Annotated in this window: 16 protein-coding genes and 2 other annotated features; of the genes, 12 read left to right on the forward strand and 4 right to left on the reverse strand. The window is 33.0% G+C overall.

The window, feature by feature from the left end; translation table 11 throughout:
• Positions 1-58: 58 nt before the first annotated feature.
• The 3 genes from NSA47_RS01935 to NSA47_RS01945 all read left to right on the forward strand — a co-directional run bounded on the left by NSA47_RS01935 (position 59) and on the right by NSA47_RS01945 (position 3,078).
• On the forward strand, positions 59-916 hold the full coding sequence (locus NSA47_RS01935) for an aminotransferase class IV (RefSeq protein ID WP_257529164.1): 858 nt from the start codon (positions 59-61) through the stop codon (positions 914-916).
• A gap of 37 nt (positions 917-953) precedes the next feature.
• A complete protein-coding gene (locus NSA47_RS01940; RefSeq protein ID WP_257529166.1) occupies positions 954-1,928 on the forward strand; it encodes a molybdopterin-binding protein in 975 nt (324 codons plus the stop codon).
• A 301-nt stretch (positions 1,929-2,229) separates the two neighbouring features.
• Positions 2,230-3,078 carry a nitroreductase family protein gene (locus NSA47_RS01945; RefSeq protein ID WP_257529167.1) on the forward strand — a complete coding sequence of 283 codons (849 nt, stop codon included), beginning with the start codon at positions 2,230-2,232 and terminating at the stop codon, positions 3,076-3,078.
• A 55-nt stretch (positions 3,079-3,133) separates the two neighbouring features.
• On the opposite strand, the gene NSA47_RS01950 is transcribed toward NSA47_RS01945, so the two are convergent.
• Positions 3,134-3,556 carry a hypothetical protein gene (locus NSA47_RS01950; protein WP_257529168.1) on the reverse strand — a complete coding sequence of 141 codons (423 nt, stop codon included), beginning with the start codon at positions 3,554-3,556 and terminating at the stop codon, positions 3,134-3,136.
• A gap of 165 nt (positions 3,557-3,721) precedes the next feature.
• Here NSA47_RS01950 and NSA47_RS01955 point away from each other — a divergent pair, with 165 nt between their 5' ends.
• Positions 3,722-4,393: a DUF421 domain-containing protein gene (locus NSA47_RS01955; RefSeq protein WP_257529169.1), complete on the forward strand. Its 672-nt coding sequence runs from the start codon at positions 3,722-3,724 to the stop codon at positions 4,391-4,393.
• Positions 4,394-4,409: 16 nt separating this feature from the next.
• Positions 4,410-4,790, forward strand: coding sequence for a DUF4363 family protein (locus tag NSA47_RS01960; protein WP_257529246.1), 381 nt, complete (start codon positions 4,410-4,412; stop codon positions 4,788-4,790).
• 34 nt (positions 4,791-4,824) lie between these two features.
• On the opposite strand, the gene NSA47_RS01965 is transcribed toward NSA47_RS01960, so the two are convergent.
• Positions 4,825-5,556 carry an HAD family hydrolase gene (locus tag NSA47_RS01965; protein WP_373370293.1) on the reverse strand — a complete coding sequence of 244 codons (732 nt, stop codon included), beginning with the start codon at positions 5,554-5,556 and terminating at the stop codon, positions 4,825-4,827.
• 96 nt (positions 5,557-5,652) lie between these two features.
• The gene (locus NSA47_RS01970) at positions 5,653-5,874 is read right to left on the reverse strand and encodes a DUF1450 domain-containing protein (RefSeq protein ID WP_257529170.1); all 222 of its coding nucleotides are present in this window, start codon (positions 5,872-5,874) and stop codon (positions 5,653-5,655) included.
• A 337-nt stretch (positions 5,875-6,211) separates the two neighbouring features.
• On the opposite strand from NSA47_RS01970, the gene ytxC reads away from it, so the two are divergent.
• The 3 genes from ytxC to thrS all read left to right on the forward strand — a co-directional run bounded on the left by ytxC (position 6,212) and on the right by thrS (position 10,137).
• Positions 6,212-7,123 (forward strand): putative sporulation protein YtxC, encoded by a 912-nt coding sequence (ytxC, locus tag NSA47_RS01975; RefSeq protein WP_257529171.1) that lies wholly within the window; start codon positions 6,212-6,214, stop codon positions 7,121-7,123.
• A gap of 121 nt (positions 7,124-7,244) precedes the next feature.
• On the forward strand, positions 7,245-7,844 hold the full coding sequence (locus tag NSA47_RS01980) for a DUF445 domain-containing protein (RefSeq protein ID WP_257529172.1): 600 nt from the start codon (positions 7,245-7,247) through the stop codon (positions 7,842-7,844).
• Positions 7,845-7,901: 57 nt separating this feature from the next.
• Positions 7,902-8,113 (forward strand) — a binding site (T-box leader).
• A 116-nt stretch (positions 8,114-8,229) separates the two neighbouring features.
• Positions 8,230-10,137 carry a threonine--tRNA ligase gene (gene thrS / locus NSA47_RS01985; protein WP_257529173.1) on the forward strand — a complete coding sequence of 636 codons (1,908 nt, stop codon included), beginning with the start codon at positions 8,230-8,232 and terminating at the stop codon, positions 10,135-10,137.
• Positions 10,138-10,160: 23 nt separating this feature from the next.
• Here the strand turns inward: thrS and ftsH are convergent, their stop codons facing one another.
• The gene (gene ftsH, locus NSA47_RS01990) at positions 10,161-11,678 is read right to left on the reverse strand and encodes an ATP-dependent zinc metalloprotease FtsH (protein WP_257529174.1); all 1,518 of its coding nucleotides are present in this window, start codon (positions 11,676-11,678) and stop codon (positions 10,161-10,163) included.
• A 462-nt stretch (positions 11,679-12,140) separates the two neighbouring features.
• On the opposite strand from ftsH, the gene infC reads away from it, so the two are divergent.
• The 4 genes from infC to NSA47_RS02010 all read left to right on the forward strand — a co-directional run bounded on the left by infC (position 12,141) and on the right by NSA47_RS02010 (position 14,164).
• Positions 12,141-12,650 (forward strand): translation initiation factor IF-3, encoded by a 510-nt coding sequence (infC, locus tag NSA47_RS01995; protein WP_257529175.1) that lies wholly within the window; start codon positions 12,141-12,143, stop codon positions 12,648-12,650.
• Between the two features lie 18 nt (positions 12,651-12,668).
• Positions 12,669-12,866: a 50S ribosomal protein L35 gene (gene rpmI / locus NSA47_RS02000; protein ID WP_257529176.1), complete on the forward strand. Its 198-nt coding sequence runs from the start codon at positions 12,669-12,671 to the stop codon at positions 12,864-12,866.
• Between the two features lie 27 nt (positions 12,867-12,893).
• Positions 12,894-13,253, forward strand: coding sequence for a 50S ribosomal protein L20 (rplT, locus tag NSA47_RS02005; protein ID WP_257529177.1), 360 nt, complete (start codon positions 12,894-12,896; stop codon positions 13,251-13,253).
• Between the two features lie 116 nt (positions 13,254-13,369).
• The gene (locus NSA47_RS02010) at positions 13,370-14,164 is read left to right on the forward strand and encodes a TrmH family RNA methyltransferase (protein ID WP_257529179.1); all 795 of its coding nucleotides are present in this window, start codon (positions 13,370-13,372) and stop codon (positions 14,162-14,164) included.
• 84 nt (positions 14,165-14,248) lie between these two features.
• Positions 14,249-14,480: a binding site (T-box leader), on the forward strand.
• The last annotated feature ends 23 nt before the right edge of the window (positions 14,481-14,503 follow it).

The raw sequence follows: 14,503 nt of genomic DNA on the forward strand, positions 1-14,503 counted from the left end.
TATTTTTAGTAAAGGGTTATTTAAATAGAGTATATGGCGATTAAAGGAGGCAAAGCAGGTGAAAAAAGAAGCTGTTTTGGATTATTTTATTTGGAATTCTGAACTGGTTTCTACCGAAAAAATGAGTATATTTGATGAAATAAGCCCTCAGTCTGTTTATGAAGTGATGAAGGTGGTTGAAGGTATACCTTTATTTTTTGGAGAACATATGGATAGGATGCATAAATCTCTAAAGGCCTTGGGAATAAAATTAAGTAAATCCAAGGATGAAATATTATATGAAATTACAAGATTAGTAGAAAAGAACAATTGTCGCTCTATTAATGTAAAACTGGTTTATGATAAAGGTAAAAGTGGAAAACCCCATTTCTTAACATATTTTATTAAAGGGGAATTCCCACAAGAGTCTGCCTACAATGAGGGGGTTCATACCATACTTTTTCATGGGGAAAGGGAAACCCCCAATATTAAAACCCTAGGTGGATCTTTTAAAGAACAGGTACAAAAAGCCCGAGAAAGAGAAGGGGCATACGAGGCATTATTGACAGATAAAGAGGGCAATATTGCTGAGGGAAGTAGATCAAATGTGTTTTTTATTAAAGAAGATGGACTATATACTCCCCCTGGTAAAAATGTGCTGTTAGGTGTAACTAGAACCCATGTTATGAGACTTTGTGAACAATTGGGAATTATGGTCAAAGAAGAATTAATCAATAAATCTGAATTGGAACATTTATTGGGAGCTTTTATTACGGGAACCACTGTTGATGTTTTGCCTGTTGGATCAATTGATGATATACAATTATCTACTATGGAAAATCAACAGATGAAAACCCTTATTAAAGCTTATAATGAGGAAATGAAGAGGGATATACAAAAAACTAAAGTAATCTTACAAGAAAAAAATTTTTTATAAATTGCTGTATAAAGAATAAATATTAGAGGTGATAATTTTGAAAAAAGTAAGGGTAGAAGAGGCAATAGGGATGATTATTCCTCACGATATGACCCGTATTGTACCTGGTGAATTTAAGGGAGCAGCTTTTAAAAAGGGGCATGTCATAAGGGAAGAAGATATTCCTTTATTAAAAAGCATGGGCAAGGAACATATTTATACATTGGAGATTCCAGAAGGCCATCTTCATGAAATGGAAGGAGCCCAGAGGTTAGCAGAGACCATAATAGGAGAGCATCTTATCTTGGATGACCCAAGGGAAGGAAAGGTAAATATACGCTCAGATAGTAAAGGTATTTTAAAGATCAATGTAGATGCTTTAATGGATATTAATTCTATTGACCAGATCACTGTGGCCACCAAAATAAATAATAGTGCGGTAGATATAAATACACTTGTAGCGGGAGCTAAAATAACACCCCTAACTATTGATAAGAAAAAACTTAATCAAGTAGAAAATATTGTAGCCAGCAAAGGAAATATTTTAAATATATGGCCTTTTCAAAATTTGAAAATAGGATGTATTATTACAGGCAATGAAGTTTATCATGGTACAATAGAAGATAAATTTGAAGAAGTATTCAGAAGAAAGGTAAGGGAATATGCAGGGGAAATTATTGATGTTGTTTTTGTACCCGATGATTCTAATAAGATTTGTGAGGCAGTGCTACAATTGAAAGCCTCTGGTGTAGACCTGATTTTTACTAGTGGAGGAATGTCAGTAGATCCCGATGATGTTACCCCTGAGGGAGTACAACGAGCAGGAGCCAACTTAATTAGTTATGGTTCGCCAGTATTTCCGGGAGCTATGTTTATGCTGGCATATTTGGGAGACATTGCTATTTTAGGCATTCCAGCAGCTGCAATATTCCATGATAGAACTGCTTTAGATCATACTTTCCCAAGAATATTAGTGGGGGAGAAATTAACAGCTGGAGACATAGCCGCCTTGGGTCATGGAGGACTATTATAAAACCACTTTATAAAGTGGCCAGAGAGAGCAAATTTCAAGATAAATATCATTAATATTTGATAGCGTGGTAGAAAAAAGAGAGGATATCTAACTTTTGATGGAGTATATTTTACTGGAAGAGATGCAGAAATATTGGCCAGCAAAGTAGAAGAATATATGCAAAGCAATATGATTTAACAGGGAATGTTAATGAAATGTGGATCTTGCTTTGGGGAAAGACCATGAAGCTTGCTAGGCTAAAGCATTATTGTTTAAAATTACTAAGAAAGTGTAAAAATAATATAGAGGAGGGGATAAGATTATGGCGTTTCATAAGTTAGTAGAGGAAAGAAAATCCATAAGAGAATTTAAAGAAAAAGGGTTGGAAACTACTATGATTTCACAACTCTTAGAGTATGGAAAAACCATAGATAGGCTGTGCAAGGATGTGATGGCATCTTTCCACTTTGTAGAGGATGGGGAAAGGGTTTATCAACACCTATTGGGAAATGCAGGCTACCATGGTATGGCCATAAAAGCACCAAACTATATTGTACTAATATCTCAAGAGGGAGAAAATGATCTTAAAAATGCAGGTTATATGATGGAACAAATGCTTTTAGAGGCATCCCGCAAGGGAATTGGGAGCTGCTGGGTGGATATTATTCATACCAATGAAAATCTAAAGAAAAATATAGGGATAGAGGAAAAAGGAGAAATCCTTGCACTGGCCGCACTGGGGTATCCTAAGAGCAATATATTTGGAACAGATACATCGGTTTCTGATCGTGGTTCCATAGAAAAGCTTGTGTATTTTAAACAATGGGATCAACCTATGAGTGTTGAAGAATTGCAGCAAAGAGGGTTAGAAGAAGTGTTTTTTTATGTGAGACACGCACCTTCTTGGGGAAATAGACAACCATGGAAGTTTATTTTAGAAGATGATAGGTTGATTCTTACAATGTTAAAAGAAGACGCCTATATTGAAAAAGAATCTATAAACAACAACCATGAATTGGATTGCGGGATTATGATGTTATACATAGAGAAAATGATGCATAACCAGGGAATAAGAGGGTATTGGCATTTAGATATAAGAGAGCTGAATAAGGAAAAACAAAAATATGGGATACCTGAAGATAGAAGGATTATGGGATGGTTTCCACTATAAAATAAAGAGAGGATCAATTGAATTGATCCTCTCTTTATTTTATGTATATTTATTATTATAAAACATATTGGTTTATTTGCATTAGCGCTTTGGAATGCACTAGGTTTTTAGGTAATGGCATAATAGGACACTCTTTGAAGTGGCAATCCTTAATCCTGTCAGAGCTTATAAAGGGGATAAAGATTTCATTGTCCATTTTCCGTCCATACTCTACCCAAAAAACTTTCCTATTATAGGAGGTAAAGAATATGCATTGTTCATCTCCTTCTTCTAAGGGCAAGATAAAGGATTCCTCCTCTCCCATAATATTAGAGCTGCTATTGATATCTATTTTTAGTGCAGGAATAGATTGTTCCCAAGCCCAATATCCAAATTTTTTTATAAAATCTTTAATGTGGATTTCTTCAATATTCCACTCAGCCTGTAGGATATGAGGAAGAAGAAATTTTAACTTCATCTTATGCCTTAAATGACTCATCATTTTCCCTCCTAATTAATGAATTACTTAAATGTATGTCCCAAAAATGCACAGTATGACAAATACCTAAAAAATACCCATGTATGAATAATAGATTTAAGGGGAAGTTACTAATAGATATATTGTTGATTTTTCAAATGATTATTTGGGAAAGGATAGGAATAAATGTTAGTTATATTTTTTAGAGTTGTTATATTGTATGTACTTGTTGTTCTTGTGGTAAGAATGATGGGGAAAAGGCAGATCGGAGAATTGCAACCCTTTGAATTGGTCATTACTATTTTAATAGCAGAATTAGCGTCTACACCTATGGAAAATGTTAGTATGCCGCTGATCAATGGGATCATCCCTATTATTACTCTTTTGTTTTTGGAAGCACTGATATCAGCTCTTGTTTTAAAAAGTGAAAGAGCAAGAAGGATAATCGATGGGACACCTTCCATCATTATGCAAAAGGGAGATTTAATATATGATGAACTAAAAAAACAAAGGATTAATGTCAATGATTTATTAGAACATTTAAGAAGCCAAGGATATCCTAATCTTCATGAGATAGAGTATATTCTTATTGAACCTGATGGCAACCTGAGTGTCCTTCCCAAAGCTGAAAATATGCCCCTAACCCTTAAGGATATGAATATAAAGCCAACTTATCACGGGCTTTCGATTACTTTAATAGCCGATGGGATTAGAAGTAAGAAGAATATGGAAATCACTCAATGTGATGATAGTTGGTTAGACAAGGAATTAGAAAAACAAGGAATTAAAGAGGATAAGGAAGTATTACTAGCCTATGTAGATGCACAAAAGAAACTTTACATTCAAAAAAGAAAATAAAAAGTAGGTGAAAACAATGCGGATTTTATGGATATCTCTATCCATACTTTGTATTTTTGTTATTTTAAGTGTTTATTTTTCTTATTCAATGGAAAAAAACTCAGAGGAAATGTTGGTAATTATTAATGATTTAGAAAAAAAAGTGGTAAAGGAGAACTGGCAAGGGGCAAAGAAGGTTTTTGATAAGCTTCAGGCAAAATGGGATAAAATATCCCCCCTCTGGAGAATGTTTATTGATCATGATGAAATGGATAAACTAGAGATATCTTTAAATAAAGTAAAAGAATTGATTAAAGTAGAAAATAAGGATTTAAGTCGAGTAGAGGTATCCCTAATAAGATTTTTAGTCAGGGACATTTATTTAAAAGAAAAATTAACTTTAGAAAATATCTTTTAAAGAGGCAATCTATAGTCTATAGATTGCCTTTTGATTAAAGAATGGGGATATCTGAAGGAATCTGATAGATAACATCCTTTCGTTCCACGATTAGGGAAATCTTCTGTTGAAGTTCTCTATCCTTTTGGATATCCATAACTAATTCTCGTACAGGATTAATGGCTACAGGATTGCCTACCATTTTTAGCATGTCATAATCCCCATGGGTATCCCCATAGGCATAACTTTTTTTCATATCAATATCATAAAGAGAAATAAAGTCCTTAATGGCCTTGGTTTTGCTTCGAGAATCCCACATTTGTCTAATTTCCCCAGTAAAGTTATTATTTTCATCCAACAGGTATTCAGTTCCTTTAAAGTATTTTACCTCATATTTTTCGGCCATTTTAGAAAGTAAAAAATCTGGTGCACCTGATATGAAAAATACTAAGTGGTTCTGTTCGTGATGGTAGAGAATTCTATTTCTTGTAAAACGATAAACCCGCTCTCCTTTGAGTTTAATCACTTGATTAGTAATAAAGTCTAAATAATCTTTATTTAACCCTTTCATGGAATCTAAATATATTTTGGAAACCTCTAAAAGATAATCTTCATAGTTTCCATGTCTTTTATCCCAATCTTCAAAAGTTCTTCTTGCTCTTCCATGCCAAATAATAGGGTCCAATACCTCATATTTAATGAGCTTCTTGAAGTGTTCAATCATTAAGGAGTCCCTATATAATGTGCCATCTACATCAAAAAAAGCAGCGGTTTTTCCCATGGACATCACCCTTCCTAATTTTAAATGATTGTACCCCATTCATCATAGATTAATCAATAAAAATAATATTATTAAGTAAAAATAAAGTGGAGCATACCCACTTTAATCAATAGCATCCATAATTTCATCATATAAGCTATCAGCATCATCGGCATATATTAAAGTGTCTTTGACCACAGCATAGGGCATATCAATGCAGTCAGAACAATTACCTAAACAAGAGGTAATCATCACTTCATAATTATCTTCTTCTCGCAATCTTCTTGCTGTTTCACCTGTTCCATGAACAAAATTATTTTCGCAAAATTTAATGACATAATCCATAATCAACCCTCCTTCTAAATTAAAATCTATGTTCATAGTATATTTGAAAAGGATATAATTATACAAAAATTGTAGGTATATATAACGACAATTTCTTATGACCATAATAAAGGACATGTAAAGAAAAAATAATTAAAGTAACCAGAGAATTTTATCAAAGGGGATATAAAGTGAAACTATAAAAGGAAGCATGCATATAATATAAAACAAAACAATTTAAATTGTTTTGTTTTATACATATGGATGTGTAATAAAAAATAGAAATATATACATTTTCCATACTGAATAAAGTCATTTAGCTAACATATACTACTAATATGAAAGGAAGTGAAAAATTTTGCATAAACTTTCAATTGGAGATTTAGAAGATGTCAATAAAATATATGATCATATTGAAGAAGAAGTAGACCTGTTAGGAAGAGAATGTATAGAAGTAGATGTGGATATAGATCAAAAAGGGAATATGGAATTAATCACGTGCAAAATAAGAGAAAATGCCGAATATAGAAAAAATCCATTAGAGGCTTTGAACATATTTAGACATTATATTGCTAATGTCATTGCTGACTATATTATCAATATCAAAGAACCCAAAATTTTAGGAAAAATAATAGGACAGCAATATAATTATTTCAATATGGAGGAGAAAAAAAACATATTAAACCTAGCCATTAAATCTTTAAATGAAAAGGAAGGTTTTTATTTCTCCACTAGTATATATAAAATAGGTAAGAAGGTAAAAATGATTGAAGAGATTGTAGACTATTTAGAAAACTATAATGAAATTATCATTGATGGATTTATACGTTTTCGATTGAAAAATTATATCGAAGACTTGAAGGATGCAGTAGACGTCGCAGTAGAAGATTATTTAATGGAAAGGGAATATAATGAATTTATACGTTTATTACAGTACTTTGTAGACATACAAGAGCCTAAAATACACACTTTACACATTTTAATAGATGAAAGCCACAAATTTTCTCTTTTAGATGCAAATTATCAAACTATAAAAAATGAATATTTAGAAGAATTGGCAACAGAATTTTTAGATGGAGAAATTAAATATGAGGACTTATTAATCAGTTCTTTAATCACCATTGCCCCTACTCGAATTTTTATTCATCATTTAGGTGAGCCCTATAATAAAGAAATTATGGAAACCATTCAAAAAGTATTTGACCAAAGAGTAATAATTTGTAGCGGTTGTGATATGTGTATGAATAAGAATATTGTTAAAAAAGACTAGAAAAGAAAATAATAACCAGAGAATCTATTTTAAGATCTCTGGTTTTTTAATTTATACTCTATATGCTATACTATTAAGATGACAAAAAATTATTAGACTTATGAGTATGGGAGGAAAATAAATGTGGATAAATATGGCTATCCTATCAATTATCGGTGCTCTAATTGGGTGGATCACTAATGTCTTAGCGATTAAATTGATGTTCAGACCTATACAAGCATTTAAAATTCCTAGAATAGGCTATGAAATTCAAGGCCTAATTCCTAAAAGAAGGAAAGATGTAGCTAAAAGTATAGGAGAAACAGTGGAAAAAGAGCTCATATCCATTGAAGAGATACTAGAACGTATGTTGGAAAGTCAAAATAAAAATGATATGCTTTTTACCATTAAAACCAAAATTAATGAGGTAATTACTCAAAAATTACCTTCAATCTTACCTAAGTCATTAAAAGAAATGATTATCCATTATGTGAATAACATGATTGATGAGGAGGCAGATTCCTTTATTGATCAAATGATTGATAAATTGACCCATAAGGCAACAACCTCAGTAAAGATTGGTGAAATGGTGGAACAAAAAATAAATGAATTTGATCTTTTAAAATTAGAAGAAATCATTATTAGCATTGCTCAAAAAGAATTAAAGCATATTGAATATATAGGGGCTATACTGGGTTTTTTTATAGGCGTAGTACAGGCATTAATTATTTATGTGATATAGGTATGATACTCTTGACAAATGAGAAGAATAAGTATATAATGACTTAAAATTCCAAAATGAAAAGTATGGATAAGGAAGAGTAAACAAGTCCCAGTATTTAGAGAGGAAGTACAGTTGCTGAAAGTATTTCTATACATGGTTTGTTGGAAACCACCTTTGAACTGTTTTACTGAAAATATTAAAGTAAGTAAAGCCGGTGACTCCGTTATAGTCTTCAAGGGGATAAATATCAACTTGGGTGGAACCACGGGTAAAAACTCGTCCCATATATGGGGCGAGTTTTATGTTTTTTGATCGAAAAAATTATTCTTTCTAATTAAAGATTCAATTTCCTACTACAAGGGATACAAAACTTTTAAAATGCAGATGAAAGGAAGGAATGTCAATGATTAAAGTAAGATTAAAGGATGAAAGTATAAAAGAATATCCTAAAAATACTACTGTCTTAGAAATAGCCCAAGATATTAGTAGTGGATTAGCAAGAGTGGCTTTAGCAGGAGAAGTAAATGGTAAGGTAGTTGACTTGCGTACACCTATTACAGAAAATGTAGATCTAAATATTTTGACTTTTGATGACCAAGGAGGTAAATTAGCTTTTTGGCATAGTACAACGCATATTATGGCCCAAGCAGTTACAAGATTATTTCCAAATGCAAAGTTGGCGATTGGTCCTGCCATTGACAATGGTTTTTATTATGATTTTGATATGGATAGACCTTTTACTCCTGAAGATTTAGAAAATATAGAGAAGGAAATGAAGAAAATAGTAAAAGAAGATTTAGCGATTGAAAGATTTGTTTTATCAAGAAATGAAGCCTTAGAACTTGTGAAAGAAAAAAATGCAGATTATAAAGTGGAGCTCATTAATGACTTGTCAGAGGATGAAACCATATCCTTTTATAAACAAGGGGAATTTGTGGACCTTTGTGCAGGCCCCCATATTATTTCAACAGGAAAGGTGAAAGCCTTTAAACTGCTAAGCATTGCGGGTGCTTATTGGAGGGGGAATGAAAAGAATAAGATGTTACAAAGGATTTATGGCATTTCTTTCTTGAAGAAAAGTCAATTGGAGGAATATCTAGATAAATTAGAAGAAGCTAAAAAAAGAGACCATAGAAAAATAGGTAGAGAGTTAGATTTATTTTCAATTCAAGAAGAGGGACCTGGTTTTCCATTCTTTCACCCTAATGGTATGATTATCCGTAATGAGTTAGAAAATTTCTGGAGAAGAGAACATGAAAAAAGGGATTACTATGAGATAAAAACTCCGATTATCCTAAATCAAGAATTATGGCAACGCTCTGGTCATTGGGATCATTATAAAGACAATATGTATTTTACAGAAATAGATGGAGAAGGTTATGCGGTAAAGCCAATGAACTGCCCAGGTAGCCTATTGGTCTATAGAAGAAAAATGCATTCCTATAGAGATTTACCTTTAAGAATGGGTGAATTGGGCTTAGTGCATCGTCATGAAATGTCCGGCGCTTTACATGGTTTAATGAGGGTAAGAACCTTTACTCAAGATGATGCCCATATTTTCATGACCCCTGAGCAAATAAAAGAAGAAATATTAGGAGTTATTGATTTAACCGACTATATTTACAATATTTTTGGATTTAAATATCATGTAGAACTTTCTACTAGACCAGAGGATTCTATGGGATCTGATGAGGCCTGGGAAGCAGCTACAAATGCTCTTAAAGATGCATTAGATGAGAAGGGTATGGATTATAAAATAAACGAGGGAGATGGCGCTTTCTATGGTCCTAAGATTGACTTCCATCTAGAAGATAGTATTGGTAGAACTTGGCAATGTGGTACTATTCAGTTAGACTTCCAAATGCCTGAAAGATTTGATTTGACGTATATTGGAGCGGATGGAGAAAAACATCGCCCAGTAATGATACATCGAGTTATTTTCGGTAGTATAGAACGATTTATCGGAATCCTTACTGAGCACTTTGCGGGTGCATTCCCTACTTGGCTATCTCCAGTACAGGTAAAAATTATTCCGATCACTGACAGACATCATGATTATGCCCAAGAACTTTCTAATAAATTTAGAAATGAAAATATTAGGATAGAAGTGGATTATAGAAACGAAAAAATCGGATATAAGATTAGAGAAGCGCAAATGCATAGAGTTCCCTATATGTTAATTGTTGGAGACAAGGAAATTGAAAATGGAGAAGTAGCGGTTAGATCTAGGAAAAATGGAGATTTAGGTAGTGTTGGAACCGATGAATTCATAGCCAAAATAATAGAAGAAATAAATAACAAGACCTGCTAAAGAAAAAATCCTAAAGTTGAGTTTTAACTCACCTTTAGGATTTTTTCTAATTCCTTTCCAGTAATGGTTTCTTCTAATAACAATCTACTGGAAATAGAATGAAGAAAGTCAATGTTTTTTAAAATGATCTTCTTAGACTCCTGATAACAGGATTCAATAATTGAATTTACTTCTTTGTTAATAAAGTTTCCATAGCCTGATAGATTGTTGTTACTGAAAGTTCTATTGCCCAAACTACTCATTCCATATTCACAAACCATCTGGTGGGCAATTTCTGTAGCCTTTGTTAAATCATTCTGTGCCCCTGTGGAAATTTCATTAAATATGATCTCTTCGGCAGCTCGACCCGCTAAGAGAGTTTGAATTTTTTCACATAATTCTTTTTTAGTAATTAAAAATTTATCTTCACTGGAAGCATTTAATACAAACCCAAGGGCTTGACCATGGGGAACAATAGAGATTTTCTCGATTAAATCATTGTTTAGAACTCTTCCCACTAGGGCATGACCTGACTCATGATAGGCTACGATTTTTCTTTCTTTTTCTGAGATAACTGCATTTTTATTTTTTAGACCGGCTACCACTCTTTCAATTGCTAGGTTAAACTGCTCAGGTCCAATAGTCGCCAGATTTTCCCTTACAGCGAAAATAGCAGCTTCATTGACAATGTTGGCCAGGTGAGCTCCTGACATGCCGTGGGTTTTACGGGCAATATCTTTTATATTTACTTTCTTATCTAAGGGTTTATTTCTTAAATGCACTTTGAGAATTTCTTCCCTTGACTTTACATTAGGGTTGCCAATGTAAATATGTCTATCAAAACGTCCTGGTCTAAGCAGGGCTTCATCTAGGAGTTCAAGGCGATTAGTAGCTCCAATAACGATGACGTTATCATAACGATTAAATCCGTCCAATTCCACCAATAACTGATTTAAAGTTTGATCTCGCTCACTATTATTATCAGAGCTTCTGGAAACCCCAATAGCATCCATTTCATCAATAAAGATAACGCAAGGCGCCTGTTTTTTAGCCTTTTCAAATAAAGAACGAATTCGACTGGCTCCAACACCTACATATTTTTCTACAAATTCAGAACCACTAGCATAGATAAAACCTGCTTCTGTTTCACCTGATATTGCTGAGGCAATTAAAGTTTTACCGGTGCCAGGTGGCCCGTGAAACATTATACCCTTTGGAATTTTTGCCCCCATCTTATCATACTTTTCTGGGTTTTTTATGAAATCAGCAATTTCCTTTAGGTCATCTTTAACTTCATCTAACCCGGCAACATCGTCAAAATATACTTTTTGCTGGTTGTTGCCTTCTTTTTTTTCTTCTTGACGAAGAGAAGTAGCTGGCATTAATTCTGGCTGCTTATCCATTTTTCGGATAAAAGTGTAAAAACCTATAGTCGTAGACGCAAAAAGAAATTTTGAGAAAATAGAGGAACGGGAATAAACCTTTCCTAAATTTAAAATAGATGCTATGGACAAAATAAGGGATAGAACAAATAAAGTAAATAATATTCTTTTTTTTATCATTATTATCACCACCCAGGATTTACTTTTCTGTATATCTATTTTTAGCAATAAACCCAATAAACATTTAAGATTTTGCAAAATAATTAAAGGTAATTTTATCAAGTAAATAAAATTTATAAATCGACACTGAGAATGTGAAAAAAATCAATATAGAAACTTGACGATAGATGGAACCTGTGCTATACTATTTGTGGAAAAGAAAGTAGAAGATTCCACTTCTCACCTTATGGTATATTGATTTGCTATTAAGGTTAATATGAGCTCGTGACCAATTATAATGTTGTGGAGAGTTTAATATTACAGGTGGAATTTATGTCCAGCTGTTTTTTTTTATGGAGTAGAAAGTTCATCTTGTTGGCAAGGGACTAAGCTTTCTTATTTTACTAGAATAGCGATAGTCGCTTTTCTATGTTATTGTGATTGGTGGAAAATTTTAGGAGGTGAACAAATATTAGCAAAGAATTGCAAGTAAATGAACAAATTAGGGATCGTGAAGTACGTCTGGTGGATTCGACTGGAGAACAATTAGGTATTGTAGCTGTAAGAGAGGCCCAAAGAATTGCTGACGAAAAACAAATGGACTTAGTTAAAATTGCTCCTAATGCTAAACCCCCTGTATGTAAAATCATGGATTATGGAAAATACAGGTTTGAGCAGAGTAAAAGAGAAAAAGAAGTAAAGAAGAATCAAAAGACCATTAATGTAAAAGAAATTAGAATGTCTGCCAGAGTTGAAGAACATGATATGGATGTTAAGGCGAGGAACTGTCAGAAGTTCCTACAAAATGAAGATAAAGTAAAGGTTTCTGTACGATTCCGTGGCCGAGAAATGGCTTATACTGATATTGGAAAAGAAATATTAGTAAAATTTGCTGAAAAAGTATCAGATGTAGGTGTAATAGAGAAAAGGCCAAAGCTAGAAGGTAGAAGTATGGTTATGTATCTAACACCTAAAAAAGATTCTAAAGAATAAACGGAGGGAGGAATTAATATGCCAAAAATGAAAACCCATAGAGGAGCGGCAAAAAGATTCTCAAAAACAAAAAGTGGAAGAATAAAAAGAGGTAAGGCATATAGAAGCCATATTTTAACAAAGAAATCCCAAAAGAGAAAAAGAAACTTGAGAAAAACAGGATATTTAACTCCTGCTGAAGCAAAAAATATAACACAATTGATTCCATATAAGTAATCATAAAGATAAAAGGGAGGTAAAAAAATGGCAAGAGTAAAAGGCGCAATGAATGCCAGAAAAAAACATAAAAAGATTTTAAAACTTTCTAAAGGCTATTACGGTGCTAAAAGCAAATTATATAGACCAGCTAATGAAGCAGTAATGAGAGCATTAAGCTCAGCATATACAGGAAGAAAATTAAGAAAAAGAGACTATAGAAAATTATGGATTGCAAGAATAAATGCAGCTGCTAGAATGAATGGTTTATCCTATAGCAAGTTTGTTAATGGATTAAAATTAGCAGGTGTAGAAGTGAACAGAAAGATGTTAGCGGAGATCGCCGTTAATGACGCTGTAGCTTTCCAACAATTGGTGGAAGTAGCAAAAGAAAAATTGAATGCATAAATTTAAAAAGGCCTAATCGTGGGTCTTTTTTACTTCAAATAAAAGGATAGATTATATAATCTATAGGGGAATGGATATACTGAGAATGTTATAGATGAATAAAAAGGGTGTTTAATATGCCAGTAAAGATAACAAGTAATAGGAATTTACAATATAAAGAATGGAAAAAACTCCATCAAAGAAAACATCGTGATCATAAGAAAATGTTTTTATTGGAGGGTATAAAATTAATCCGTGAGGCTATAGAGTGGGGAGAAACAGTTGAAGCTGTTCTTTTTACTGAAAAGTTGTTTGAAGTAAATGGAGGGGAGGATTTATATAATCAATTATTGGGAAAAAATATATTGATGTATGAGCTGAATAACTCCCTTATGGAAGAATTAAGCCAACTACAAAATTCTCAAGGAATTATGGCGATAATGCAAAAAAGAAATTATTCTTTGGAAGAAATAGTGAGCAAAAAATCTAATTCAATGATTATCTTAGAAGAAATACAGGATCCTGGAAACCTGGGAACTATCATACGTACAGCAGATGCAGCTGGCTTTGATGGAATTATACTCAGTGAGGGATGTGTGGATATATATAATGAAAAAGTACTTAGAGCAACCATGGGATCAGTCTTCCATATCCCCATCATTGTAGATGCAAAATTAGGCCAAGTTATACCAGAACTCATTATACAGGAATATCAGGTAATAGGAACGCATTTAAAATCAAAGACTTTTTATCATGAAATAAGTTTTACAAATAAGAGGGCTTTAATTATAGGTAATGAGGGACATGGGATGTCTGATGCTATTGCATCTTTATGTACTGATTTGGTAAAGATACCTATAAAGGGAAAGGCAGAGTCCTTGAATGCAGCAATAGCTGCTGGGATATTGATGTATAAAGTGCAAGGATTATAATAGCATAGATCACAGATTAGAGCATAATGAAGATGAGTTGTCAAAGTAGCTATAAATATGGTATAATTTTCAAAACTAAAAAAATCAAAAACTATGAAGGAGAAAAGTAAACTAGGGACACCCAATAAGAGAGGAAATATCTTGGCTGAAAATATTTCTAGGGAAGAATTAGTTGAAGTTCGCTCTGGAGTTATAGAGGGGAAAGATGATTTTTATCTAGTCCTTTCTATCGGGCTTTCCGTTATATAAATGAGTGGTTTATCTGAATAAAGGTAATCCAATAGGGTGGTACCGCGAAAAAGACTTCGTCCCTTTGGGAGGAGGTCTTTGTTTTTTTGA

Source organism: Irregularibacter muris (genome assembly GCF_024622505.1).
Lineage (GTDB): Bacteria > Bacillota > Clostridia > Eubacteriales > Garciellaceae > Irregularibacter > Irregularibacter muris.

Bases quoted from the DNA above. Each gene is read 5' to 3' on its own strand.
- rpmI (WP_257529176.1), top strand. From the start codon at position 12,669: ATGCCAAAAATGAAAACCCATAGAGGAGCGGCAAAAAGATTCTCAAAA.
- NSA47_RS01970 (WP_257529170.1), bottom strand. From the start codon at position 5,874: ATGGATTATGTCATTAAATTTTGCGAAAATAATTTTGTTCATGGAACA.
- NSA47_RS01955 (WP_257529169.1), top strand. From the start codon at position 3,722: ATGTTAGTTATATTTTTTAGAGTTGTTATATTGTATGTACTTGTTGTT.
- NSA47_RS01950 (WP_257529168.1), bottom strand. From the start codon at position 3,556: ATGAGTCATTTAAGGCATAAGATGAAGTTAAAATTTCTTCTTCCTCAT.
- thrS (WP_257529173.1), top strand. From the start codon at position 8,230: ATGATTAAAGTAAGATTAAAGGATGAAAGTATAAAAGAATATCCTAAA.
- NSA47_RS01945 (WP_257529167.1), top strand. From the start codon at position 2,230: ATGGCGTTTCATAAGTTAGTAGAGGAAAGAAAATCCATAAGAGAATTT.
- NSA47_RS01960 (WP_257529246.1), top strand. From the start codon at position 4,410: ATGCGGATTTTATGGATATCTCTATCCATACTTTGTATTTTTGTTATT.
- NSA47_RS01980 (WP_257529172.1), top strand. From the start codon at position 7,245: ATGTGGATAAATATGGCTATCCTATCAATTATCGGTGCTCTAATTGGG.
- rplT (WP_257529177.1), top strand. From the start codon at position 12,894: ATGGCAAGAGTAAAAGGCGCAATGAATGCCAGAAAAAAACATAAAAAG.
- NSA47_RS02010 (WP_257529179.1), top strand. From the start codon at position 13,370: ATGCCAGTAAAGATAACAAGTAATAGGAATTTACAATATAAAGAATGG.
- ftsH (WP_257529174.1), bottom strand. From the start codon at position 11,678: ATGATAAAAAAAAGAATATTATTTACTTTATTTGTTCTATCCCTTATT.
- NSA47_RS01965 (WP_373370293.1), bottom strand. From the start codon at position 5,556: ATGTCCATGGGAAAAACCGCTGCTTTTTTTGATGTAGATGGCACATTA.